Below are 816 nucleotides of genomic sequence, written 5' to 3'. Positions count from 1 at the left end.
TTCGCAGTTTCGGGGTCGAAACGCGCGTGAGCGCTGCAGAGGTTATCTCCGCTGCTGGCTCTTCGAGTACGTCGAGGTATGTGAATTGATCGCACGCGTTGCGGAACGCTTCGGGTGTCTTCCGCTCTCCGAACCCATAGACGGTGACGCCTTCTTCGCGGATGCGGGATGCGAGACGGGTGAAGTCGCTGTCGGATGACACGATGCAGAACCCATGGAAGCGGCGTGTGTAGAGCAGGTCCATGGCGTCGATGATCAGTGCGCTGTCGGTCGCATTCTTGCCGATCGTATTGGCAAACTGCTGCATCGGCTGAATCACGTGCTCGCTCGCAACAGGCTTCCAACTGCTCAGGTTCGGCTTAGTCCAATCGCCGTAAACTCGCTTGACCGAGGCAGTCCCGAAACGTGCAACCTCGGCGAGGACTGCGCCAATCTTTGCAGGGGGCACGTTGTCCGCGTCGACAAGGACTGCGAGGAGATCGTTCGGTTTCGCCATGTGACAAGCATGGCAGTCAGCGCCCAACAATTAGTCCTGCCCAGTCAGGGTTCGGCTAACGGACCAGTTCTGTGACTGGAGTAGGCAGCCATGGCGACTGTCACAATCCTCATTTCAGTACTGGATTGTGAACTCTCCGATTCGAGTTTCGCCATCGTTTTCATAGACGGGCACGGAGACGGCTTTCCCGACCATTGAGTCTTGCCATTCGAGCGCTTGTTCGGGGGATGTGAAGGTTTGTGCTTGTTCGCTGCCGTTGGCGTGGGCAAGTTCCGCAGCGTGCACGAAGCCGTCGTTTCCATTGGTCGCGACGACCGCAA

General features: G+C 57.8%; 1 protein-coding gene and 1 pseudogene. Both read right to left on the bottom strand.

The genetic code is table 11. The features are described 5' to 3' along the window. The coding region (locus tag JF66_RS20770; protein WP_035880864.1) for an NYN domain-containing protein at positions 1–496 on the bottom strand (496 nt) is incomplete at its 3' end. Positions 497–610: 114 nt separating this feature from the next. After that, positions 611–816 (bottom strand): annotated as a pseudogene (locus tag JF66_RS23990) (peptidase M56 family protein); the annotation flags it as partial.

The organism is Cryobacterium sp. MLB-32 (assembly GCF_000738085.1).
Taxonomy (GTDB): Bacteria; Actinomycetota; Actinomycetes; order Actinomycetales; family Microbacteriaceae; genus Cryobacterium.
This window is presented reverse-complemented; position numbering and strand designations above follow the sequence as displayed.